The organism is Acrocarpospora macrocephala, assembly GCF_009687865.1.
In the GTDB taxonomy this organism is placed as follows: Bacteria; Actinomycetota; Actinomycetes; order Streptosporangiales; family Streptosporangiaceae; genus Acrocarpospora; species Acrocarpospora macrocephala.
In genome coordinates, this window is sequence record NZ_BLAE01000050.1 from 32,428 (window position 1) to 55,218 (window position 22,791).

Genomic DNA, 22,791 nt, shown 5'->3' on the forward strand with positions numbered 1-22,791 from the left:
GTCATGAGATGGCCAGGTCCGTACGGATGGGGTTGCCCTGCATCGCGCGCCAGACTCCGGCGGGGGTGAGGGGCATGTCCGCATGCCGTACCCCAAAGGGCCTGAGGGCGTCGAGGACGGCGTTGACCACGGCGGGAGGCGAGCCCACGGTGGCCGATTCGCCGACGCCCTTCGCGCCGATGGGGTGGTGCGGAGAGGGAGTGACCGTTTCGCCCAGTTCCCAGGAGGGGCATTCCATGGCGGTCGGGAGCAGGTAGTCCATGAAGGAGGCGCCCAGGTGGTTGCCGTCCTCGTCGAAGGCCATGAGCTGCATGAGCGCCATGCCGACGCCGTCGGCGAGGCCGCCGTGGACCTGGCCTTCGACGATCATGGGGTTGATGCGCACGCCACAGTCGTCGACCGCGATGAAGCGGCGGACCTTCACCTGGCCGGTGCCGGGGTCGACGTCGACCACGCAGATGTACGCGCCGAACGGGTAGGTCAGGTTGGGCGGGTTGTACACACAGGTGGCGTCCAGATGGCCTTCGATGCCTTCGGGGAGTTCCAGGCTGGAATGGGCGGCGAGGGCGATCTCCTGGATGGTCTTTCCCGCGCCAGTTCCGGCGACCGTCCACGCGCCGCCGGACTCGTTGACGGCCCATTCGAGGTCCTCAGGGGAGGCCTCCAGCATGGCGGCGGCCACCTGGCGGGCGCGTTCCCTGACTTTTCTGGACACCATCGCGGCGGCGGCCCCGGAGACGGGCGTGGAGCGTGAGCCGTACGTGCCGAGCCCGAAGGGCGTCTGGTCGGTGTCGCCGTGCACGACGTCCACGTCGTCAGGGGAGATGCCCAGTTCAGAGGCGACGATCTGGGCGAATGTGGTCTCGTGGCCCTGGCCCTGGGACTGGCAGGAGACGCGGAGCACGGCCTTGCCGGTCGGGTGCACGCGGAGTTCGGCGCCGTCGGCCATGCCAAGGCCGAGAATGTCCATGTGCTTGCGCGGGCCGGCGCCGACGGCCTCGGTGAAGAACGCGATGCCGATGCCCATGAGCTCGCCGCGGTCCCGCTTCTCGGCCTGCTCGCGGCGGAGCGCGTCGTATCCGGCCATGTCCATGGCGAGTTGCAGAGTCTTCTGGTAGTCGCCGGAGTCGTACTCCCAGCCGGTCGGGGAGGTGTAGGGGAACTGCTCGGAGCGCAGCAGGTTCTTCATGCGCAGTTCGGCGGGGTCGGCGCCGAGTTCCATGGCGAGCACGTCGATCATGCGTTCGACCAGGTAGACGGCTTCGGTGATGCGGAAGGAGCAGGCGTAGGCGACGCCGCCGGGGGCCTTGTTGGTGTAGACGCCGGTGACTTCGCAGTGGGCGGCCCGCAGGTCGTACGAGCCGGTGAAAACGTGGAAGAAGCCGGCGGGGAACTTGGTCGGCTGGGCGGTGCCGTTGAAGGCGCCGTGGTCGGCGAGGACCTTGACGCGGATGGCCTGGATCTTGCCGTCCCGGGTCGCGGCGACTTCGCCGCGCATGTGGTAGTCCCGGGCGAAGGAGGTGCTCATCAGGTTCTCTGAGCGGTCTTCCATCCATTTCACGGGTTTGCCGGTGACGATAGACCCGACGATCGCGCAGACATATCCCGGATATATCCCGACTTTGTTGCCGAAGCCGCCGCCGATGTCGGGGGAGATGACGCGGATCTTGTGTTCGGGGAGGCCGGCGACCAGGGCGTAGAGGGTGCGGTGGGCGTGCGGGGCCTGGGTCGGGCACCAGACGGTCAGCTTGCCGGTGACCTTGTCGAAGTCGGCTACGGCGCCGCAGGTCTCCAGCGGGGCGGGGTGCACGCGCGGGTACAGCATGTCCTGCGTGACCGTCACCTCAGCCTGAGCGAAAACGGCGTCGGTGGTGGCTTTGTCCCCAGCCTCCCAGTCGAAGATCTTGTTGTCGGCCCGGCCCTCGTGATCGTCGCGGATGATGGGCGCGTCCGGGTCCAGGGATTTCCTGGCGTCAATCACGGCGTCCAGCGCGTCGTACTCGACGTCGATCAGCTCCAGCGCGTCCCGCGCCGAATACCGGTCCTCGGCGACGACGAACGCGACCTCCTGCCCCTGGAACCTGACCTTGTCGGTGGCCAGCACGGCCTGCGTGTCGGCCGAAAGGGTCGGCATCCAGGCCAGGTTCAGCCCCGCCAGCGTCTCGCCGGTGATGACCGCTTTGACCTTCGGGTGGGCGAGCGCCGCCGAAGTGTCGATGGAGACGATCCTGGCGTGCGCGTGCGGGCTGCGCAGGATCGCGCCGTACAGCATGCCGGGCAGGTTGACGTCGTCCACATAGCCGCCGCGGCCCCGGATGAAGCGCGCGTCCTCCTTGCGGTGCATGCGGCCGAATCCCATCGGAGTGCTCATACCGACGCCTCCTTCTCCGCCGCCCAGCGCACCGAACGGACGATGTTCTCGTAGCCGGTGCACCTGCACAGCTGCCCGGAAATGGCCTCGCGGATCTCGCCCTCGTCCGGGTCGGGGTTGCGGTCGAGCAGCCAGCGGGCGGTCATCAGCATGCCCGGCGTGCAGAACCCGCACTGCAGCCCGTGACACTGCACGAACCCCTCCTGAACGGGATCAAGCGCGCCGTCCTTCTCCAGCCCCTCCACGGTCGTCACCTCGTGCCCGTCGGCCATGACCGCGAGCACCGTGCACGATTTCACCGGTACGCCATCGAGTTGCACCACGCACACCCCGCAGTTGGAGGTGTCACACCCCCAGTGCGTGCCGGTAAGGCGGAGTTCGTCCCGCAGGAAGTGCACCAGCAGCAGCCTCGGCTCGACGTCCCGCACGTAGTTCTGGCCGTTCACCGTGACACTGACCCTCATGCTCGGCTCCTCTCGGCGGCGCGGCTGAGCGCCCGGTAGGTGAGTTCTCCGGCGAGATGCCGCTTGTAGTCGACCGGGCCGCGCTGATCGGCCTGCGGCGCGCAACTCGCCGCGGCGATCCGCGCCGCCTCCCGCAGCACGTCCTCCCCCGCCGCCTTCCCGATCAGGTACGCCTCCGCGTCCGGCGCCGCGAAATGCTCCGCCCCCACCGCCGTCAGCCCAAGCCCCGCCTCGACGATCATGCCTTCGTTCGTCCGCAGGTACGCCCCCACCGCGGCCACCGGCCAGTCCCCGACCCGCCGCTCGACCTTCTCGTACGCGCTGCCCGCGCCCGGCTTGATCCGCACCCGGAGCTCGGTGAGGATCTCGCCGGGCTCGACCACCGTCTCGTACGGCCCGACGTGGAACTCCCGGATCGGGACGGTACGGCTTCCGCCCGGCCCCACGATGACGGCGTCCGCCCGTACCGCGGCGAACGCGGCGGAAAGATCCTCGGAGGGATCCGCCTGGCAGAGCGATCCCCCCACCGTCCCCCTGTTGCGGACCACGGGATCCGCGATCACCCGCTCCGCTTCATGAAATATCGGGAAATATGCGCCTACAGCATCGTCGGCGAGCAGGGCGGCGTGCCGGACGAGCGCCCCGATGACCAGCGTGTCCCCCTCCACCCCCAGCTGGGACAACTCCGCGAGCCCGTTGATGTCGATCAGCGCGTCCGGCTGGGCCAGCCGCAGCTTCATCATCGGGATCAGGCTGTGACCCCCGGCGACCAGCCGGGCCTCCGGGCCATACCGTTCGAGCAGCTCCAGAGCGTGTGGCACGCTCTCAGCCCGCTCGAACTCGAAGCTGGCGGGAACCTGCATATCGACCTCCTCGCCGAGTGCCCCCGCCCATGCGACAGCGCACGGAACGGCAGGCACTTGTCACCTTCCCCCGCGCCGAATCCCGCCACAATCCACGAATAAGGGGTTACTTAATGCCAGTGGTGGGTCTAGAAAGAAGGTCAGACCGCGGTCCTGAGCCTGGCGAGGGAGGACAATTGACCTTGACCCAGCTGAGCGCCTTCGTCTTCGTCGGCAGGCTCGGATCGGTCAAAGCCGCGGCCCGCGCCCTCGGCGTCAGCGAACCCGCGATCTCCCAAGCCCTGGCCGCGTTGCGCGTACACATGGGCGATGCCCTCGTGGTCAGATCCGGCGACCGCATGCTCCTCACCGAGGGCGGCCGCCGCCTGTTCCCGATCGCCTCCCAGATGGTCGCGTTGGGCGCCGAAGCCGAAGCCGCCGTACAAACGGTCCGCGCCGACCGCCTGCACCTGGTCGCCTCCGGCGCGATCGCCGAATTCGTCGCCTCCTCCCTCACCGACGTCTTCGGCCGCCGCCGCGCCATGGAGACCACCTGCGGCGAAGCCGCCAGCGAGGAAATCCCCCTCCTCCTCACCAGCCGCGTCGCCGACGTCGCCCTGGGCCCCCGCATAACCGGAGAACGCCTGGTCAGCGAGCCCGTCCTCCGCTGCCGCCTGGTCGCCGTAGGCTCCCCGGCAGGCCACCGGGACACCTGGCTCGTCGACCCCTCGGTCGAAGACCCCGCCAGCGACGCCAGCCGATTACTCCAGCGCCTCCGCGTCCCCGAATCCCGCATCCGCGTCTTCCCCAACCAGACAGCCGCCTGGGACGCCGCCGCCGCGGGCACCGGAATCGCCCCCGCCATCGGCCACCTCGTCACCCGCCACCTCCGCAAAGGCGACCTCACCGTAATCGAAACAGCGGCCACCCCCATGGACATCAGCTGGTACGCCACCGCCTTAGAACCAGGCAACCGCTCCCCCCTGGCCAGCACATTCCTGGAATTCCTCGGCACCCCCGCCGCCACCCAACTCATGCACTCCCCGGAAGCCGGCGTCCCCAGAACCAGATTCCGCCCAACCGTCCACGTCTCCATCTGGAAACAGTGACCGTTCAGGCTGGGCGGGGTGTCGGTATCGCGTTGACGACGGCGGTGAGGGTGGGGCCGAGGGGAACGTCCAGTCGGATCAGAGCCAAGTCGTCACCCGCCGTCGGTTCTTGGTTGACGATGGCGATCGGGATGCCGAGGGCCGCTGCCCGTGCCACGAATCGATAGCCGGAGCGGACCGCGAGCGAGGAGCCGAGGACGAGCAGCGCGCGGGCTGCGGCGACCTGTGCGAAGCACGTGTCGACCCGGGGGCGGGGAACGTTCTCGCCGAAGAAGATCACGTCGGGCTTGAGTAGTCCGTCGCAGGTCAGGCAATCGACGACCTGGAAGGCCGCGACGAGTTCGTCCGGCAGAACCGCGTCGCCGTCGGGGTTGAACTGGGAGGCGGTGGCGTGCCAGCCGGGGTTGGCCGCGTGCAGCCGCCGGTCGAGGTCGGCGCGAGGGCTGCGCTCCCGGCAGCCCAGGCACACCACCCGATCGAGCCCGCCGTGCAGTTCGGTCACCCGCTGGGCCCCTGCCGCCTGGTGCAGTCCATCCACGTTCTGGGTGATGATCGCCTCGACCAGACTATGGCGCTCCAACTCGGCGACCGCATGGTGTCCCGCGTTGGGACGGGCCAGGCCCAGCTGCCGCCAGCCGACATGGCTGCGCGCCCAGTAGCGCTGCCGGGCCTGCGCGCTGTCCGCGAATTTCTGGTACGTCATGGGTTCGGCCCGGCGGCCCCGCCCTGTTGGACCTCGGTAGTCGGGGATGCCCGATTCGGTGGACAGCCCCGCTCCACTCAGCACAACCACGCCGCCTTCGGCGACCAACCCCGCCAGCTCCGCAACTGAGCCTGGCCTCGCGTTCCGCACCCTCCCATCGTGCCCTATGGCCCCGACGGCGGAAGCCCTCGCAGGACCGCTACTGACTCACTGGCCAGCTCACGTGCGTGATCATGCTGCTGCCGGGACGCAGGGTTCTCGCCGAACGAGGTGGCCAGGCTCTGGTACGGGCGGCGACGAAACCGCCGACGGACATCGTCAAGCCCTAAGCGGAGTTGCGGGGACACAAGGCTCAAAGCCTGTCGTTGTGAATCATGTGAAGCGTGCCGCCGGCGCGGTTGTGGGTTCTGTGGTGGGCGACGCGTTGGGTGCCCCTTTCGAGTTCGGTCCAGCGGGCGCGTTCTCCGCGCGATTTCCGGTGCCGGGTACTGGTGGTGAGATGTGCGGGGGCGGCGGCTGGGACACCGGGGAGGCTAACGACGACACTCAGATGGCTGTCCATGTCGCCGAATCACTGGTGGAACGTGGCGACCCGGATCTGCCGGATATCTTCGCCCGTTTCCAGCGATGGGCGACCGATGAGCCAAAGGACATCGGGCTGCAGACTGACGATGTTCTGACCTCCGGCCTGCCCTGGGACCAGGCCGCCGCCGCCCACTTCCGGAGGAGCCACCACGCTGCGGGCAATGGTTCATTGATGCGGGCCACCCCCTCCGCCGTGTACTTCGCCCGCGAAGGGCAGCAGGCCACCATGGACGCCGCCCGCCGGATCGCCGCACTCACCCACGGCGACCCCGCGGCTTGGGAAGGCACCGCGATCTTTCATGATCTGATACGTGTCGCTTTGAACAGCGCGGACCCCTTGGACAACCTCCCGCAGACGCTCGCCGCCATCCATCCCGACCACCGTGAGCCTGCTCGAACCAGCCTGCTCGAACGCGCGGCGACCCGATGACACCCGGCTCGTGATCTTCTGTGGGTCACTGCCTCCACGCCCATGGTGCTGGTCTAGCCGCGCTCGTGGGCGAGGTTACCCGACGTCTGCCTGTAGGCGCGCGTCATCCGCCCGGGCCGGGGCCGGGTGTGGAGTCGGGTACGCAGCCGGAGTCACTTGCCACCTCCCGGGCGAGGGCTGGGTTGAGTGCGGCACCGGTGGGGGCGATGCCGGCGTCGGATGCGGTGGCGTTGGAGGCCATGACGGGGTCGGGTGTGACATCCCGGGCGATGCCGGAGCGGGGCGCAACGCCGGTGCGGGCGATGCCGGCGGCGGATGCGACGGCGGCGGAGGCCATGCTCGGGGTCGGGTGCGGCTCCCCGGACGGGCTGGGGTCGGGTTTGTGGGTGTTTGCTGCCCGGGCTGCTGGGGATGCCAGGAGCGCCCGGGTTGTTGGGGTTGCCCGGGTTGTTGGGGTTGCCCAGGTTGTTGGGGTTGCCCAGGTTGTTGGGGTTGCCCAGGTTGTTGGGGTTGCCCAGGTTGTTGGGGTTGCCCAGGTTGGTGGGGTTGCCCAGGTTGGTGGGGTTGCCCAGGTTGTTGGGGTTGCCCAGGTTGGTGGCGGGGCTGGTAGGGCCGCTTTCGGGGGTGGAGTTTGGGGTGGCGGTGGAAGCGCATCACCACGGTGCCGTTGGGTTGGTCGATGATTTCGACGCGGTCGGGGTGGCGGGATTTCCATTTGTTGTCGGGGGTGCAGAGGGGGGCGAGGTTGGTCAGGTCGGTGCGGCCGGTGGGGTGCCAGGGTTGGATGTGGTCGATTTCGGCGAGGTAGGCGGGGACATCACATCCTTCGCGGGCGCAGGTGGTGTATTGGGCGAGGATGGCTTCGCGCTGGTCGGTGGAGGCCAGCCGGCGGGCGCGGCCCAGGTCCAGGAGGGCGCCGTCGGCGTCGCGCAGCACGCGGCGCAGGTCGGCGGTGTAGGCCATGCGGCGGGCGTCGGCGGCCGGGATCGCGGTCCCGTCCTGCAGATAGGCCGGATCCTCGGACTGGCCGGTGAGGGTTTGCTCGGTGACCGCCACGTGCATCACGGTGCGGCGTCCGCCGCCGGACAGGCGCACGGCCAGGGCGTCGGCCATCCGCCGCCCATGGGTACGGGTGTCCTCGACCCCGTTCTTGACCGCCAAAGGTTCCAGCCAGGTTTGGAACTGCAGCGTCAGTTCCGGATCCAGCAGACCGCTGACGTGGCCCATCCCGCTCAGCGTGGTGGAAATGGCCAGGTGCTGGCGTTCGGTCGCCGCGGCGGCGCGGGCCAACCGCCCGTCGGGGTCGACGGTCTCCAGGATCGCCCGACCGGCCTGGCTCACATCCTCCACGGTGGTGGCCGGATCATCAGCCAGGGTCAGCAGGATCGGCTCGGCCAGCCGAGTCTCCTCATCATCCAGATGCCGGACCGCTGAGGCGACCGCCGCCGCGGCCCCGAAGGGCATACGGCCCTCGGCCAGCCGCGCGGCCAGATCCGGCAGCCGCGACAGTTGGCGGGCCAGAGTGACCCGCTCCCCCGCCCGGGCGGCACGGGAACCGGTGGCCGCGGCCAGCCACGCCCCGAGCGACCGCCGCCCGAACAGCTGCTGGCCTTTCCCGGCATCGGCCACGGCCAACCGGACCGCGATCGCCGCCTCAGCCCGATCAATCACCGCCGACCACGCCACAATCTCCGCCATCGCCGCCTCCACATCCGACGGCACCAGCGACCGGTCAGCGGCGAGCACCTCGGCCTGGCGCAGCAACTCCCGTATCGCCGCCCCGGCCAAACCCAGATCCGGATGATCAGAATGGCCAGGATGATCAGAGCGATCAGAGCGGCCAGAGCGGCCGGAATAGCCGGCGTGGCCGGAATAGCCGGAATGACCAGAGCGATCTTGGCGGTCGGAGTGGTCAGAGCGATCGGGATGGTCAGGGCGATCCCCGCATCCTGCATCACTACCAGCACCCTGATCGGTCTCCCGCCCACGACCGGAATCCCGCTCAGTCTCCTCGGCATCCCGATCCGCCCTCCAGGCACCCCAATCAGCCTTCTGGGCAGCGTGACCGGCCTCCCCGAAATCCCGACCGGCCTGCCAGGCAGCGTGATCAGCCTGCCGGACACCAGCACCGGCCTGTTGAACACGCGGGTCGGACACGTTCCCGCTGCCGGAGGGCCCTCGCCCGGATCCGGGTGAGGGACGGTGACCGCCAGGGGGCTGCACACCGGGCTGCTGGGCAGGACTGAACTGGGCAGGGCCGAACTGGGCAGGGCCGAACTGGGCAGGGCCGAACTGGGCAGGGCCGAACTGGGCAGGGCCGAACTGGGCAGGGCCGAACTGGGTGTTGGCGGGCTCAGCGGTGGCCCGGGCGGTGCTGGAACGCGCCGTTGCGGAGTCCGCTCTGCCCGAACGAGAGGTGCCGGAGTTGTTGCCGGAGTCGGCTGTGGGAACTCGGACCCGGGAAGGGTCGAAAAACAGGACCGCGCCACGGGAATCGCAGGGAATACGGCCGGTTTCCTGTGCCCCGGCACGTCGCCGGGGCGGACGTGTTTCCGGGTGGAGGATCAGCACGTCGGCTGAGTGGACGTTGAGGGAAAGTCCGGCGGGTTCGCGATCGCCGTGGTCGGGTGGAGCGCAGGATCGCGGAGAAAGAGAGAGAGGGAAGGGGTCAGCCGGAGAGCAGGTGGGGGAACCAGCGGGGGAACAAGTGGCGGCACAGTGGTCGGACAACAGGACCGCACCCGACGTCATCATCGTGGGACACCTCCTGTCTGAGATCGGCTGGCCAACTCGCTTCCCAGGGTATCGCTCGTACGTTCGATTAACAACTCTGTGTAGTCGCTTATGCTCGAATTGTTAGCGATGTGTGGCGTTGTCTTCGCGGTGAGTCCGTGCTGCCCCCTGATGCGGGGCGGGATCCATGGGAGCGCTGCGGGAGCACTGTGCGCGAGGAGACTTGCCCGTTGAGCGGGCTCGGCGCGAAGTCGCCGAGGATGCGGCGGATCTCTCCCATGGCTCGGATCTTCCGCTCAGCCGAGGGGATGACGCGGGTTCGCGGATAGGCCGGTCCGGATCGGGTCTCGGCTGGCAAGATGATGCGCCATGGCTCGGGGGATGTTGTGGCGCATCATGGTTGCTGGTGGGGCTGTTGTGGTGCTGGTGGGCTGTGCGGCGAATGAGGGTAAGACGCCGCAGCCGCTGAATACCGTGCTGGGGGCCGGGCAGCCGATCACGGTCTCGTCGCCGACGCCCTCGCCGACGCCGGTTGGGCCGGCTGGCGTGCTGCCCATCCCGGGTGAGGTCGGGAAGATCGACATGGGCGAGTTGCCGCCGGTGATCAGCTCGATTCCGACGACCAGGAAGGTGGTCTTCCTCACCATCGACGACGGGTGGGAGCAGGATCCGGGGTTCGCCAGGCAGGTGCTGAAGAAGCGGATCCCGATCACCGTGTTCGCGATGCGGGACGCCGTGGAGGCGAGAGGGCCGGTCGACCCGGCGGCCACCGGGGGGCGGTTCGTGGGGGCGGGCGGCTGGTCGTACTTCCAGGATCTGGGGGTGCCGATCGAGAATCACACGCTGACGCATCCGAATATGCGGACGCTCGGGTTCGACGCGCAGAAGGCGGAGATCTGCGGGGCGTCGCGGGCGATCAAGCGGCGAATGGGGGTACGGCCGCTGCTGTTCAGGCCGCCGTTCGGGAACTACAACACCGACACGCTGCGGGCGGCGAAAGAGTGCGGGATCAGAGTGGTGCTGCTGTGGACCGCGAGCGTGCAACCGGGCGGGAAGATCGCCTATCAAACGCCGGACAAGAAGCTGCACGCGGGGGACATCCTGCTGCTGCACTTCCGTCCGAACCTGTCCAGGGATTTCCGCGTCCTCGTCAACAAGATCAAGCGGCGGGGGTTCGCGCTGGGCAACCTCGATGCCTACCTCGACGAGGCGATGCGGTGACCTGCGGACGGCGGACGGCCGCCTCCTGCCATAGCCTCCGCCGGGACGAGCCGAAGGCCACTCCCCCAGCCGATTCCGCGACCGCTCACCCTTCCTGGGCGGGTCTGTTCTCGGTGCGCAGCTGGAGCGTGCACACGCGGCCGAGTTCCCCGAGGCCGGCGACGCGATCCCCCGCAGTCCAGCGACGCCGCCTATCGAAGGAGCGACAGGTCCACTCGGCGGCGGGACAAGGGCGGAGTGGTCATGGACAGACGATCACGAACCGTCACCCGGGAGGCGTACCTGGGAATCACCCCCGCGGTGGACGCCGTGGGCCTGGGTGTTTGCCCATGATTGGTCCCGTAAGGGCTCCCGGGAAGTCGGGGCGGCGGTCCCTGTGAACCGGGACATCGCCTCCGGCATTCTCGGTTAAGCACGGGGTTGGTGCCGGGATCCGAGGCGGGGGGCCTCGGGTCTTCGGCCTGCCGTCAGGCAGCCGGCAACTGATGTGACGTAGATCGCAGGCACCCGACCCTCCATTGCTCTACAGGCCGTAGTACTACTTGAAGTAGAACTACGTCTTGTAGAGCTCCGGAACACCCCGGAGGGGGATATGGAAGCACTTGATCTGGCACGGTGGCAGTTCGGGGTCACCACCGTTTACCACTTTCTCTTCGTACCCCTGACGATTGGTTTGGGCGTTTTCGTGGCGGGGTTGCAGACCGCCTGGCACCGCACGGGCAAAGAGCACTACCTCACGCTGACCAAGTTCTTCGGGAAGCTGTTCCTGATCAACTTCGCGATGGGCGTGGTCACCGGCATCGTGCAGGAGTTCCAGTTCGGCATGAACTGGAGCGAGTACTCGACGTTCGTCGGCGACGTCTTCGGGGCGCCGCTGGCCATGGAGGCGCTGCTGGCGTTCTTCCTGGAGTCCACGTTCCTGGGGCTGTGGATCTTCGGATGGGACCGGCTGCCCAAGCGGGTGCACCTGGCCTGCCTGTGGATCGCGGTGATCGGCTCCAACCTGTCGGCGTACTTCATCCTGGCGGCCAACGCGTGGATGAAGCACCCGGTCGGCTACCAGGTCGTGGACGGCAAGGCGCAGATGACCGACCTGTGGGCGGTGCTGACCAACTCGACGGCGCTGGCCCAGGTGCCGCACGTGGTGGGCGCGTCGTTCGTGGTGGCGGGCGTGTTCGTGCTCGCGGTCAGCGGCTACCGCATCCTGAAGGACCGCGGCACGAAGGGCCTGCTCCCCCGCAAGACCGACTTCACCACCCCCCATGAGCGGAAATTTCCGGACATGTGGCGGACGAGTCTTCGGGGGGCGCTCGTCATGACGGCGATCGCGGGGGTGGTCGTCGCGGGTAGCGGGGACCTGTCGGGGCAGCTCCTCCGTGAGCAGCAGCCGATGAAGCTGGCGGCGGCCGAAGGGCTGCGGCAGGACACCGCGGGCGCGCCGTTCTCGCCGGTGCCGGGCGTGGAGATTCCGCACCTGCTGAGCCTGCTCGCCGCGCACGACCCCAACGCCGTCGTGCAGGGCGTCGACGACATCCAGCAGCGGTTCGAAGCCCAGTTCGGGCCGGGCGACTACATGCCCAACCTGCCCGTCGTGTTCTGGTCGTTCCGGGTGATGGTCATGCTGGGGTCGGCGGCCATCGGCCTGTCCTTGCTGGGGTTGTGGCTGACCCGGGGCCGGGGCCGCCGGGCCAGGAACGTGCCGACGTGGTTCGCCAAGGCGTGCGTGCTCGCGCTGCCGCTGCCGGTGCTCGCGATGATCGCGGGCTGGCTGCTCAGCGAGATCGGCCGCCAGCCGTGGACGGTCGCGGGCGAACTCCTCACCGCCGCCAGCGTCTCCCCCGGCGTCACGCTCACCGAGATCGCCATCTCCCTCGCCGTCTTCACCCTCCTGTACGGCCTGCTCGCCCTGGCCGAAGCCGGACTCATCCTCCGGCACGTGAAGGCCGGCCCCGAGATCCCCGCCACGCGCTCCGACGAAGGTTCCGACGAGACCGTGCTGATCCCCCGCCAGCTCCAGGCCGAATCCCGGCCGACCTTGATGTACTGAGGATCCCGCCATGACCACGTTCTGGTTCATCGTCATCGCGTTCCTCTGGACGGGCTATTTCGTCCTGGAGGGATTTGACTTCGGCGTCGGCGCGCTGCTGCCGGTGCTGTCCCGGGGGCCGGCCGAACGCCGCCAGGTCCTCGGCACGATCGGCCCGGTCTGGGACGGCAACGAGGTGTGGCTGATCTCCGCGGTCGGCGCCATGTTCGCCGCCTTCCCGGCCTGGTATTCGGGCTTAATGAGCGAGTTCTACCTGGCCATGGTGCTGATCGTGGCGGGCCTCATCGTCCGCGGCGTCGGCTTGGAGTGGCGCGGCAAGGTGCGCTCGGGCAAGGAGGTGGCGCTGTGCGACGCGGGGATCGTGACCGGCAGCGTGCTGGTGGCGTTCCTGTGGGGGGCGATCTTCGGCAACCTGCTGTTCGGCACGGGTCTGGCCACCATGCTCGGGGGCGCGCTGTCGCTGTCGCTCTCGGTGCTGCACGGCGCGGTGTTCGTGGCGCTGAAGACCGACGGCGCGGTGCGCGCCCGGGCCCGGCTGGCGGCGCTGCTGGCCTCGGTCGGGACGTTGCCGGTCGCCGTCGCGGGGCTGTCCGCGCTCCCCAGCGGGGTGGACTCGGCTCCGCTGTGGGGGGTGGCGGGGGCCGCGATGGCGGCGCTCGCGGCCGGAGTGGCGCTGGTGTGGCGGCGGCGGGAGGGGTGGGCCTTCGCGGCCACCGCGTCCGCGATCGCGCTGGCCACGGCGTCGCTGTTCGGGGCGCTCTATCCGGCGCCGCTGCCCGGGCTGACCGTGGCGGAGATGGCGTCGGCGCCGTACACGCTGACGGTGCTCACCTGGATCGGGTTGGTGGCCCTGCCGGGGGTCATCGCCTATCAAAGCTGGACGTACTGGGTCTTTAGGAAGCGGTTGACCCGAGTCTGAGGCGGGGGCGCGGCTTGCGATCTTTTCCCTAGCTGGGGAGACTACTGATAGTCAGATTGCATAGCCTTGGGTAACCAACGAGGAGCGCCCTTGTCTGCCGTCGCCGGGCTCGTGCCCGCCCCCCGCTCGGCTCGTTACCGGATCTCCATGGTGGTGCTGTTCGGCGCGCTGCCCCTGATCGGTCTGGCGGTCGCCGTCCCGGCCGCGTGGGGGTGGGGGCTCGGCTGGCGGGATGTGGGCATCGCCGCGGTGATGTACACGATCTGCATCTTCGGCATCGGGGTCGGCTTCCACCGGCTGTTCACGCACCGGGCGTTCAAGGCTTCCCGCCCGCTGCGGATCGCGCTGGCGGTGGCCGGGTCGCTGGCCATGGAGTCCCCGCTCACCTCCTGGGTGTCGGAGCACCGAAGACACCACAAATACGCCGACCGCGAGGGGGATCCCCACTCCCCCTGGCGGTATGGCGAGGACTGGAAGGGCCTGGCCAAGGGCCTGATCTTCGCGCAGGTGGGCTGGTTCATCGTCGGCGCCGAACGCGCCGATCCCCGGCACTACGCCCCCGACATCCTGGGCGACCGCGACCTGCGCCACTTCTCGATGCGCACCTACGCGGCCTTCGGCGCGGTCTCGATGCTGCTGCCGCCGCTCGCGGGCGGCCTGCTCTCCTGGTCCTGGCACGGCGCGCTCACCGCGTTCGTCTGGGGCTCCCTCGTACGGTACGCGTTGGTTCACCACGTCACCTGGCTGGTCAACTCGATCTGCCATACCTTCGGGGACCGGGAGTTCGCCACCTCCGACCGGGCGGGGAACGTGCGCTGGGTGGCGCTGCTGACGTTCGGCGAGGGCTGGCACAACTACCACCACGCCGACCCGACCGCGGCCCGGCACGGCGTGCTCAAGGGCCAGTGGGACGCCAGCGCCCGGCTGATCTGGCTGTTCGAGAAGTTCGGCTGGGCGTTCGACGTGCGCTGGCCCGATCAGCAGCGGGTGAGCGCGAAACGGAGTGCGGCGCGATGAGCTATCTGGACCGTTACGAGCGGTTGTTGGCTAAGGATCCGGCGCAAGCCGTGCAGGCGGTCGCGCACTGGATCGGCGCCGAGTGGCGGCCGTTCTTCGCCGAACTCCGCGAGGCTCGGCCGGTGCTGGCGACACCCGCGTTCACGCTGGTGACCCGGTTCGCGGATGTCATCGAGGTGCTGTCGCGGGAGAAGGTGTTCACGGTCCGGCTCTATGGGGAGCCGATGGAGGCCGTGCTGGGCGGGCCGTACATGCTGACGCAGGACGCCACTCCGCTGCACTGGGCCGAACGGGGGCTGACCCAGGCGGTGCTGCCGGCGCACGACGTGCCGCGGGTTCGCGAGCTGGCCGGGCAGTACGCGGACGAGGCCCTGGATATGGCCCTGCCCGCCGGGCGGATCGACGCGGTGGAAGGGCTCGCGCGGTATGTCCTGCTGCGGATCTGCGGTGACTACCTGGGGGTTCCCGGGCCGGATCCGGCGACGTTGTCCGAATGGTCGCGGGCGTCGATGCACGACATCATTAGAAATCTTCCTCGTGATCCGAATGTGCATGCGACGGCCTGCGCGGCGGGTTCCGCGTTGCGGGCGCATGTCAGCGAGTTGATCGCGGAACGCAGGCGGACCCCCGGGGAGGACGCGCTGTCGCGGCTGGTCTCGCTCGTCCCGCCCGCCTCGCTCGGCTTCGACGAGCTCCGGCTGATGGTGAACGGCGCCGGGCTGCCGCTCGGCCTGGTGGAGAACGCCGCCCAGTCGATCGTCCAGATCATCCGGCACCTGCTCGGCCGCGAGGACGGCGTCCGGGAGGAGGCCATCGCCGCCGCCCGTGCCGGCGAGCCCTTCGACGGCTACGCCTGGGAGGCCCTGCGCTTCGCCCCCTTCAACCCGCTCATCTTCCGGTTCTGCGAGCGGGACCACCGCCTGGCCTCGGGCGCGCTCATCAAGGCGGGCACCCCGGTCTTCGCCTGCACCTCCTCGGCGGGCATGGACGAGGAGGCGGTGGCCGACCCGGCGAAGTTCCGGATCGACCGGCCGGACTTCGTCCGCCTGCATTTCGGCTACGGCCCCCACGACTGCGTCGGCAAACACGTCGGCGTCGCCGTCATCCCCGAGGTGGTCCGCCGGGTGCTGCGACGACCGGGCGTGGCCTTGCTCCCCGGCGAGTCAATCGATTTCGACGGTGGACCGTTCCCGCGCCGCTTCCCAATCTCCCTGGGAGCGTCGTGACGGCGGGTGCGGGAGCCATGACCTGGGGGTATGGGAAGGCTGGGGGCGCCGTGACGAGGGGAACGCGCTTGAACGCGCGGAAGTCACGAGCTACGGGAGCCGGGGGCATCGTGATGGGGGAGATCATGCCGGGGCGCACGGAAGTCAGTTCGGGGAAACCGGGGGCGTCGTGACGAGGGAGAGCGTGCCCATGCGCGCGGAATCCATGAACCGGGTTATCGGGAAGCTGGGGGCGTTGTGAAGCCGAGTGCGCGGATCGGCTGGCGTAACTATCTGGAGTTCTGGGTGTTGACCAGCGGGGAGCCGGTGTGGCAGTTGATTCGGGGGATTCCGCCGCTGCATGCTGCGATCAACCGGTTCCTGGTGGATCGGCTGGTGATGAAGCTGCCCATCCGGCCCAATCCGCTGAGCACCATGGGGCGGTACACCTCGTGGGAGTCTCTCACCAACCGCACCTTCGACAGTCGCCATCTGCCGCCCGTGCCGCCGTCCAGGTCGGCTCCTGACCCGGTCGACGTCGCGCAGCTGTTCCGGCGGGACGGGGAGACCGCGCTGTGCCCGCGCTCGACCGTGCTGTTCGCGTATTTCGCGCAGTGGTTCACCGACGGCTTCCTGCGCGGCGACATGCACATCCCCCGCGATCCGCGCAAGAACAGCTCCAATCACGAGATCGACCTGAACCAGCTCTACGGGCTCACGCCGACGGTCACGGCCGCGCTGCGGACCCGTTCGGGCGGGCTGCTCAAGAGCCAGATCGTCAACGGCGGCGAGTTCCCGCCGTACCTGTGCGAGCTGGGCCGGATCAAGGACGAGTTCGCGCCGCTGAGCGTGATCCGGTTCGACGACATCCCGTTCGGCGCGCGGGACGCGCTGTTCGCCTGCGGCAGCGACCGGGCCAACCTGCACATCGGCTTCACCATGCTGACCACGCTGTTCCTGCGCGAGCACAACCGGGTGGCCCGCCTGCTGGCCGAGCACCATCCGGACTGGGACGACGAGCGGCTGTTCCAGACCACCAGGAACATCCTCGTGGTGCTGCTCATCAAGATCGTCCTTGAGGAGTACATCAACCACATCACGCCCACCCTGTTCCAGGTGGTGCTGGATCCGGCCGTGTCCAGGACGGCGGTGTGGCACCGGACCAACCACATGGCGATCGAGTTCAACTTGCTCTACCGCTGGCACAGCCTCATCCCGTCGGCGCTGCTCGCGGGCGGCCGGGAGCGCCCGCTGGCCGACACCCTGGCCGGGAACCGGCTGCTCCCCGACTGCGGTCTCGGTCCGCTCTTCGAGGACGCCTCCACCCAGCGCGCCGGGCGCATCGGCCTGTTCAACACCGACCCGGTCCTGCTCCACGTCGAGGAGCTGAGCGTCGCCGAAGGCCGCGTGGTGGAGCTGGCCTCCTTCAACGACTACCGCGCCTACTGCGGCTTCCCGCGCCTGAAGTCGTTCGCCGAGGTCTCCTCGGATCCACGCGTGCAGCGCGGCCTCGCCGAGCTGTACGCGAGCGTGGACGACATCGACTTCTACACCGGCATCTTCGCCGAGGACCCGCTGCCCGGCTCGCTGCTCTCCCCGGTCATGCAGCGGATCATCACGGTGGACGCGTTCTCCCAGGCGTACACCAACCCGCTGCTGTCGCCGCAGGTGTACGGTCCCGACACCTTCTCCCCCACCGGAATGGAGATCATCGAGACCACCGCCAGGCTCTCGGACGTGCTCAACCGCAATCTCCCGGAGGTGACCCGTCCCTACCAAGCGCGGATGACACACAAGTAGCCCCGCGCTTGTTGATCTTGTCTCCCGGCTACCGACAAGAGGATGGTGCACCAGTGAGCGAAGCTGACGTGCCCCGGGACCGGCGGCGGCTGCTCCAGGCCGCCGCCGATCTCGTCGCCGTGGCGGAGGAGATCGAAGCCGTCGCCGTGCGGGCCACCGCCGCCCTCACCCGGGAACTGCGCCCGCGCGCCCTCCTCCGGGCCGCGCCGGGATTCCGTCCCCAGCGCCGCCTGCTGCGGGCGCTCACCCACCGGTCGGGCCTCGGCATCGCCTTCTCCGGCGGCCCGCTCGGCCGCCCGATCGCCCGCCTGTCCGGTATGGCCGGGCCGGGCCGGCTGGCCGTGCACGTGCTCGTGCTCTCGCTCCGCCTGCGCATCGCCGCCGTCGAGCTCACCCACCCGGAGGTGAGCCGCGACCCGGTGCTGCAACGGCTCGTCGCGGCGATCGCCGAGGACCGGGACGTGGCGGCGGCCCGGGCGTTACGCGCCCTGTTCCGGGATCGGGGCGCTCAGGACGCGCTGAGCGCGATCGCCCCCATGTTCGGCGAGATCCTCGCCCTGCGCGCCCTGCTCGACGAGAACCCGTTCAACGACGCCGTCGGCTGGGCGATGGCGACCGGGCGCGGCGTCATGAACACCGACCCCATCCTCGGCATCACCACCCGCGTCATGTCCTCGATGGACCGCGGCGCCGGCGCCGCCCGCCCCACCGACCCCACCCCCGAGGAGACCGCCCGCATCCGCACCGGCGACTCGATCGTCGCCATCCTGCGCAACATCCAGGCCATCGGCACCGACGGCCGCGTCCTCATCCAGAGCGTCCTCGGCCCCGACGATGTCGTGCGATACGTCGTGCAGGCCCCCGGCATGCGCCCCGGCGGCCCTCGCAACGACTCCCCTCAGGACCTCGTCGGCGCCTTCCGGAACACCGTCCTGCGCGCCTCGCCGTACACCGGGGCATTGAAGGACGCGATCGCCCAATTCGGCGTCCCCGACCAGGCGGACATCGCCCTGACCGGCCACAGCGCGGGCGGCTCCGCCGTCATGAACCTCGCCCAGGACCCCGACTTCTGCCGCCGCTACCGCGTCACCCACGTCATCACCGCGGGCTCCCCCATCGACTTCAAAACCCCCGCCGACCCCCGCACCTGGATCGCCTCCATCACCAACCAGCACGACCTGATCCCCGTCCTGGACGGCCAGGGCTCCGGCACCTGCTTCGACCTCCACCCCACCTGGTACACGGTCGACTACGCCGACCCCACCCACCGCTTCCCGCTCTGCCACAGCGTCGCCCAGTACGCCGCCAACCTCGCCAACGACCTCCCCGAGGCCCGCACCCACATCGACACCCAACTGGCCCCCTATCGAGGCTCGCTCGTCCGCTCCCAGCTCTACCTCATGCTCGACCACGCCCCCGAGGACCCACGATGATCGAACTAGCCCGCACCCTGGAAGCCTGCGCGACCAAACTCTCCGAACTGGCCGACCGCCTCCACGACGACCCAGCCGCACCCCCCTGGTTCACCACCACCGCCCGCACCTACGCCACCCGCTGCCACCAAGCCGCCACCGACCTGACCGCCGCGTCACACGAAGCTCAGCGTCCACGCCCCTGACGAAGGGCATGCAGGTCGGAGGGGGAGATCGGCATGCGGTCGATCGGGAGGCCTTCCGCGTCCTCGATGGCGGCCGCGATCACGGCGGAGACCGGGATGACGCCCGCTTCGCCGGCGCCCTTGATGCCCAGAGGGTTCAGTGGGGAGGGGGTTTCCAGGTGGTCGGTTTCTATGTGGGGGATTTCGGTGGCGTACGGCATGAGGAAATCCATGAACGAGGCGTTCAGGAGTTGGCCGTGGTCGTCGTAGACCATTTTTTCGTAGAGGGCGCCGCCGACGCCCTGGGCGACGCCGCCGTGGATCTGGCCTTCGACCAGCATGGGGTTGATCATTTTGCCGCAGTCGTGGACGACGGCGTAGCGGAGGATGCGGATTTCGGCGGTGTCGGGGTCGGTTTCGACGATGGCGGCGTGCATGCCGGAGGCGAAGGTGGAGCGGATCGGGGAGTAGTAGTCCTTGCCTTCGAGGCCGGGTTCCTCGCCTTCGCTGACGGGAGGGCGGTCCATGCCGCCGGTGGAGGCGAACTGGGTGGCGCGCTTGGCCTCCTCGTCGAAGGCGTACCTGAGGGGGTTGGAGAGGACGGCGACGGTGGCGAGCGGGATCGAGGCGGCGGGGGCGCCGACGACGTGCACGACGCCGTCGGTGATCTCCAGGTCGCGGGGGTCGGCCTCCAGGGCGTCGGCGGCCACGCGCAGGGCCTTCTCGCGGACCTTGCGGCAGGCCAGGGCGATGGCGTTGCCGCTCATCACGGCGGCGCGGGAGGCGAACGTGCCGACGGCGTAGCCGAAGCGGCGGGTGTCGCCGGTGACGACGGAGACGCGGTCGATGGGGACGCCGAGTTCGGTGGCGGCGATCTGGGCGAAGACGGTCTCGTGGCCCTGGCCCTGAGAGGTGAGGCCGGTGGAGACGTGCACCCGGCCGTCGGAGGTGATCTGGATGTGGCCGCCCTCGTAGGGGCCGACGCCGGTGCCTTCCACGTAGCAGCCGAGGCCGATGCCCAGCCGTCGCCCGTCCGCCCGGGCGGACTCCCGCAAAGCGGGAAAATCATCCCAGCCGATCAAATCCTTCAGTTTGCGCAGTGATTCCGGATAATCGCCGCTGTCGTAGATAAGCGGGCGGCCATCCTGAAAAATCATGCCCTGGTCGTACGGGAACTGGTCGGGCTGGATGAAGTTGGCGGCCCGCACCTCGGTCCGGTCGAGCCCCAGATGCTGGGCGATCTTGTCCATCGTGCGTTCCATGCAGAACGCCGCCTGCGGCCGCCCCGCCCCCCGGTACGGCGTCACCTGAACCGTGTTCGTGTAGATCGAGGAGAACTCCACCCGATAGGCCCCGATCCGGTACGGCCCGAGCAGCTGCGTCGACGTGATGATCGGCACGATGATCCCGTAATGCGTGTACGCGCCATGATCATGCAAGATCTCCACGGACAGCCCCAGCACCCGCCCGGCCTCGTCGAACCCCACCTGAACGTGCTGCACCTGAGCCCGCTCGTGCGCGCTCCCGATGAAGTGCTCCCGCCGATCCTCGGTCCACTTGATCTCCTGGCCGAGCACCCGCGCCGCCCACGGCACCAGCACCTCCTCCGGCCACGGATGCACGATCTTGACGCCGAAGCCGCCCCCGACGTCGGGCGCGATCACCTCGACCTTCGGCAGCGGCAGCCCCAGCTTGGCGGCCAGCGCCATCCGTACGCTGGTGGAGGTCTGGGTGGAGGAGTAGATCCGCAGCGACTGGTCGTCGGCGTCCCAGCGGGCGTACACACCCTTGCCCTCCAGCGGCATGCTGGCGCTGCGCTCGATGTCCAGCCGGAAGGAGAGCGTGTGCGGCGCGGCCGCGATGGCCTCGGCGGCCGAGCGGCCGTCAGCTGAGGGGACCTCCTGGACCAGGTGCGCGCCCACGTTGCCGGGCACGTCCTCGTGCACGAGATGCGCGCCGGAGACGGCCTCCTCCAGGCCGATCACGGGCTTGAGGAACTCGTAGCTGACCTCGATCAGCGAGCAGATGTCCTCGGCCAGGTAACGGTCGCGGGCCACCACCATCACGATCGGCTCGCCCACGTGCCGCACGACCTCGCGGGCCAGCGGGTAGGCGGTGCGGCCGTGGGTGAGCGCCGGATGCGGGATCAGCAGCGGCAGCGGCTCGCACACTCCCTCGGGCAGGTCCTCCCAGGTGTAGATGGCGACCAGGCCGTCCACCTCGAGGGCGGCGTCCACGTCGATGCCGGTGATCCGGGCGTGCGCGTGCGGCGAGCGGACGAACGCGGCCGCCAGCGCGTGCTGGCCGAGGTCGTCCAGGTAGCGGCCCTGCCCGCTGATCAGCCGCGCGTCCTCCCGCCGCCGGACCGGTTCGCCGAACAGCTTGGTGGTCACGAGGGTTCCTCCGCGAGCAGTTCCGCCGCGCGGTGCACGGACTTGACGATGTTCTGGTAGCCGGTGCACCGGCACAGGTTGCCGGAGATGCCCTCCAGCACCTCCTCGTCGGTCGGCGCCGGGTTCTCCCGCAGGAACGCGGTCGTGGTGCAGAGGAAGCCGGGGGTGCAGAAGCCGCACTGCAGGCCGTGGCACTCGGCGAAGGCCCGCTGCACCGGCGACAACCGCCCGCCGGTGGCCAGCCCCTCCACCGTGGTGATCTCCCGGCCGTCGACGGTGACCGCGAAGGTCAGGCAGGAGCGCACCGGCTCGCCGTCCAGCAGGACCGTGCAGGCGCCGCAGACGCCGTGCTCGCAGCCCACATGGGTGCCGGTCAGGCCGAGGTCGTGGCGCAGGCAGTCCGACAGCAGCCGCCGCGCGGGCACGCGCGCCTCGCGCGGCACGCCGTTGACGATGAGCGTGATGTCATACATCGGCCGCCGCCTTGATCGCCCGCTCGACCAGCACCCCGGTCAGGTGCCGCCGGTAGTCCGCCGTCGCGTGAATGTCCGCCTCCGGTTCGATCCGATCCTGTACGGCCGCCACCACCGAACCCCACTCCACCGACGCGACCGGCCGCCCGCCGCAGGCCGCGGTGACGTCCACCACCACCGGCGCGGGCCCCACGCTGACGCACGCCACCTTGGCGGCGGTGACGCGCAGGTCCTCGTCCAGCCGGACGGCGGCGGCCACCCCGGCCATGGCGTAGTCGCCGTGCCTGCGGGCCACCTCGAGGAACTTGGTCCCGCCGTCCCAGGCCGGGAAGAACGCGGAGACCGCCAGCTCGCCGGGCCTGGTGGCCGACTCCATCGGGCCGGTGAAGAAGTCTGCGGCGGCGACCTCGCGCTCGCCGGTCGTGCTCGCCAGCCGTACCGAACCGCCGAGCAGGGCCAGGACGGCGGGGAGTTCGGCGGCGGGGTCGGCGTGCACGAGGCTGCCGACGATGGTGCCGCGGTTGCGGATGACCGGGTGCGCGACCAGCTTGAGCGCCTGCCGGAGCAGCGGCTGGGCCAGGCTGGCGGCGGCGGAACGCTCCACCGCGGCGTGCCTGACCAGCGCTCCGACCCGGACGCCGGTCGCGTCCGTGCGGATCTCGCCGAGCCCGGCCACCCGGTTGATGTCGACCAGGTGGGCCGGGGCGGCGATCCGCATGTTGAGCAGGGGGATCAGGCTCTGGCCTCCGGCCAGCACCTTTCCGTGCGCGCCCACCTCGGCGAGGACCTCAACGGCCTCGCGCACCGAGGTGGGCGCGTGATAGTCGAACGGCGGCGGTTTCACGAAAGTCGTTCTACTCCGATCGCGTTACGGATAGTGGC

19 protein-coding genes are annotated in these 22,791 nt (G+C 69.5%); 11 read left to right on the forward strand and 8 right to left on the reverse strand.

What is annotated here, in order from left to right:
- Position 1 precedes the first annotated feature (1 nt).
- From Amac_RS36640 to Amac_RS36650, 3 genes are read right to left on the reverse strand one after another with little or no spacing between them, the layout of a single operon-like run.
- Positions 2-2,371 (reverse strand): aerobic carbon-monoxide dehydrogenase large subunit, encoded by a 2,370-nt coding sequence (locus Amac_RS36640; RefSeq protein ID WP_155359003.1) that lies wholly within the window; start codon positions 2,369-2,371, stop codon positions 2-4.
- Positions 2,368-2,835 carry a (2Fe-2S)-binding protein gene (locus Amac_RS36645; protein WP_155359004.1) on the reverse strand — a complete coding sequence of 156 codons (468 nt, stop codon included), beginning with the start codon at positions 2,833-2,835 and terminating at the stop codon, positions 2,368-2,370. Before Amac_RS36645 ends, Amac_RS36640 begins: the two co-directional genes overlap by 4 nt.
- Positions 2,832-3,698: an FAD binding domain-containing protein gene (locus tag Amac_RS36650; RefSeq protein ID WP_155359005.1), complete on the reverse strand. Its 867-nt coding sequence runs from the start codon at positions 3,696-3,698 to the stop codon at positions 2,832-2,834. The genes Amac_RS36645 and Amac_RS36650 overlap by 4 nt, the downstream gene beginning before the upstream one ends.
- A gap of 176 nt (positions 3,699-3,874) precedes the next feature.
- On the opposite strand from Amac_RS36650, the gene Amac_RS36655 reads away from it, so the two are divergent.
- Positions 3,875-4,786: a LysR family transcriptional regulator gene (locus tag Amac_RS36655; RefSeq protein WP_155359006.1), complete on the forward strand. Its 912-nt coding sequence runs from the start codon at positions 3,875-3,877 to the stop codon at positions 4,784-4,786.
- Between the two features lie 4 nt (positions 4,787-4,790).
- Here the strand turns inward: Amac_RS36655 and Amac_RS36660 are convergent, their stop codons facing one another.
- A complete protein-coding gene (locus Amac_RS36660) occupies positions 4,791-5,639 on the reverse strand; it encodes an NAD-dependent protein deacetylase (protein ID WP_218041507.1) in 849 nt (282 codons plus the stop codon).
- A gap of 16 nt (positions 5,640-5,655) precedes the next feature.
- Between Amac_RS36660 and Amac_RS36665 the strand changes: the two genes are divergently transcribed.
- On the forward strand, positions 5,656-6,504 hold the full coding sequence (locus Amac_RS36665; RefSeq protein WP_281356386.1) for an ADP-ribosylglycohydrolase family protein: 849 nt from the start codon (positions 5,656-5,658) through the stop codon (positions 6,502-6,504).
- Positions 6,505-6,579: 75 nt separating this feature from the next.
- Here Amac_RS36665 and Amac_RS57510 read toward each other — a convergent pair whose 3' ends face one another.
- Positions 6,580-8,292, reverse strand: coding sequence for an HNH endonuclease signature motif containing protein (locus Amac_RS57510; RefSeq protein ID WP_155359009.1), 1,713 nt, complete (start codon positions 8,290-8,292; stop codon positions 6,580-6,582).
- A 30-nt stretch (positions 8,293-8,322) separates the two neighbouring features.
- Between Amac_RS57510 and Amac_RS36675 the strand changes: the two genes are divergently transcribed.
- The 9 genes from Amac_RS36675 to Amac_RS36715 all read left to right on the forward strand — a co-directional run bounded on the left by Amac_RS36675 (position 8,323) and on the right by Amac_RS36715 (position 19,064).
- The gene (locus Amac_RS36675; protein ID WP_155359010.1) at positions 8,323-8,700 is read left to right on the forward strand and encodes a hypothetical protein; all 378 of its coding nucleotides are present in this window, start codon (positions 8,323-8,325) and stop codon (positions 8,698-8,700) included.
- Between the two features lie 933 nt (positions 8,701-9,633).
- Positions 9,634-10,458 (forward strand): polysaccharide deacetylase family protein, encoded by an 825-nt coding sequence (locus Amac_RS36680; protein ID WP_155359048.1) that lies wholly within the window; start codon positions 9,634-9,636, stop codon positions 10,456-10,458.
- A gap of 592 nt (positions 10,459-11,050) precedes the next feature.
- Entirely contained in the window at positions 11,051-12,505 is a 1,455-nt protein-coding gene (locus tag Amac_RS36685) for a cytochrome ubiquinol oxidase subunit I (protein WP_155359011.1), read from the forward strand.
- A 10-nt stretch (positions 12,506-12,515) separates the two neighbouring features.
- Complete coding sequence (cydB, locus tag Amac_RS36690; RefSeq protein WP_155359012.1) at positions 12,516-13,424, forward strand: cytochrome d ubiquinol oxidase subunit II; 909 nt, start codon at positions 12,516-12,518, stop codon at positions 13,422-13,424.
- 90 nt (positions 13,425-13,514) lie between these two features.
- Entirely contained in the window at positions 13,515-14,441 is a 927-nt protein-coding gene (locus tag Amac_RS36695; RefSeq protein WP_373869915.1) for an acyl-CoA desaturase, read from the forward strand.
- Positions 14,438-15,667: a cytochrome P450 gene (locus Amac_RS36700; protein WP_155359013.1), complete on the forward strand. Its 1,230-nt coding sequence runs from the start codon at positions 14,438-14,440 to the stop codon at positions 15,665-15,667. The genes Amac_RS36695 and Amac_RS36700 overlap by 4 nt, the downstream gene beginning before the upstream one ends.
- A 237-nt stretch (positions 15,668-15,904) precedes the next feature.
- The gene (locus tag Amac_RS36705; protein WP_246268955.1) at positions 15,905-17,446 is read left to right on the forward strand and encodes a peroxidase family protein; all 1,542 of its coding nucleotides are present in this window, start codon (positions 15,905-15,907) and stop codon (positions 17,444-17,446) included.
- A gap of 53 nt (positions 17,447-17,499) precedes the next feature.
- Positions 17,500-18,879: a hypothetical protein gene (locus Amac_RS57515; RefSeq protein WP_155359014.1), complete on the forward strand. Its 1,380-nt coding sequence runs from the start codon at positions 17,500-17,502 to the stop codon at positions 18,877-18,879.
- Complete coding sequence (locus Amac_RS36715; protein WP_155359015.1) at positions 18,876-19,064, forward strand: hypothetical protein; 189 nt, start codon at positions 18,876-18,878, stop codon at positions 19,062-19,064. Before Amac_RS57515 ends, Amac_RS36715 begins: the two co-directional genes overlap by 4 nt.
- Here Amac_RS36715 and cutA read toward each other — a convergent pair.
- From cutA to Amac_RS36730, 3 genes are read right to left on the reverse strand one after another with little or no spacing between them, the layout of a single operon-like run.
- Complete coding sequence (gene cutA / locus Amac_RS36720; RefSeq protein WP_155359016.1) at positions 19,046-21,436, reverse strand: aerobic carbon-monoxide dehydrogenase large subunit; 2,391 nt, start codon at positions 21,434-21,436, stop codon at positions 19,046-19,048. The genes Amac_RS36715 and cutA overlap by 19 nt on opposite strands.
- Positions 21,433-21,909 (reverse strand): (2Fe-2S)-binding protein, encoded by a 477-nt coding sequence (locus Amac_RS36725; RefSeq protein ID WP_155359017.1) that lies wholly within the window; start codon positions 21,907-21,909, stop codon positions 21,433-21,435. Before Amac_RS36725 ends, cutA begins: the two co-directional genes overlap by 4 nt.
- A complete protein-coding gene (locus Amac_RS36730; RefSeq protein WP_155359018.1) occupies positions 21,902-22,753 on the reverse strand; it encodes an FAD binding domain-containing protein in 852 nt (283 codons plus the stop codon). Before Amac_RS36730 ends, Amac_RS36725 begins: the two co-directional genes overlap by 8 nt.
- Positions 22,754-22,791: the final 38 nt, after the last annotated feature.